The sequence below is a fragment of the Gordonia desulfuricans NBRC 100010 genome, from assembly GCF_001485495.1.
In the GTDB taxonomy this organism is placed as follows: domain Bacteria; phylum Actinomycetota; class Actinomycetes; order Mycobacteriales; family Mycobacteriaceae; genus Gordonia; species Gordonia desulfuricans.
Window position 1 is genome coordinate 1 of sequence record NZ_BCNF01000108.1, and the last position, 866, is coordinate 866.

At 62.9% G+C, this 866-nt stretch carries 1 protein-coding gene; it reads left to right on the plus strand.

From position 1 onward, the window contains the following. Positions 1 to 27 precede the first annotated feature (27 nt). Positions 28 to 866: DUF222 domain-containing protein (locus GD1_RS17175; RefSeq protein ID WP_157079528.1), on the plus strand; the 839-nt coding region annotated here is incomplete at its 3' end.

Below are 866 nucleotides of genomic sequence, written 5' to 3' on the forward strand. Positions count from 1 at the left end.
CAGACCGGGCAGGTCGTGTTCACGGACATGCAGAAACTGGTCACCATACGCAACCTCGTCGATTCGCTCACCGCCGCCGGCGCCGGGCATCTCGACCGGCTGGGTTTGGCACAACGGCATGGTCACAAGCCGATCGCCTTGTTGATCGAGATGGGGTACGCGCCAGCCGTTGCTGCGCGGATGCAGCGGATCGGGACATCGGCGGTGGTGGAACGCACGCTGAAACACGCTGCCGACGGGGCCATCTCGGGTGAGCATATGGACGCGATTGTGCGCGGGATCAATGAGATCGGACTACATGCCGGCGAACCCCCGACTGTCGAGACCTGGGCTGAGTTCGAGGGTGATCTGTTGGCGCAGGTGCTGTCCGGCGCCAAACCTGCTGAGGTGATTGCACGGGCACATCAGCTCGGGGATCATCACTCGTCGGATACCGAGGGCGGACGACCGGCGAAAGAAGACCGCAACCTGAATGCCCTGGATATCGGGCGGACCGATGATGGGCGGGTTGCTGTCTCGGGGAGTCTGGATGTTGTTGTCGGGGAAAAGTTGGCGACGGCGATCGAGAAGCTGTCGGCGCCGGTCCCGCAGCCGGGTGGTTCGAAAGATCCACGTGAAGCGCCTCGACGTCGCGCGGACGCGTTGGAGATGGTCTTGGATATGGCCGCTGGTTCCGGGGACCGGTCGGTGACCGCTCTACCGTCGACGTTGATCAACCTGTCGGTCCCTGCGGATACGCCCGGCAAGTCGGCGTTGGCGTTTGGTGGGTCGATCACTCACAGCACTCTGCTCGAAACCAGTTGTGATGGTGTGGTGGTGATGACGATTGTCGACGGTGAGCGGGTGCCGTTGGATATGGGTCGGTC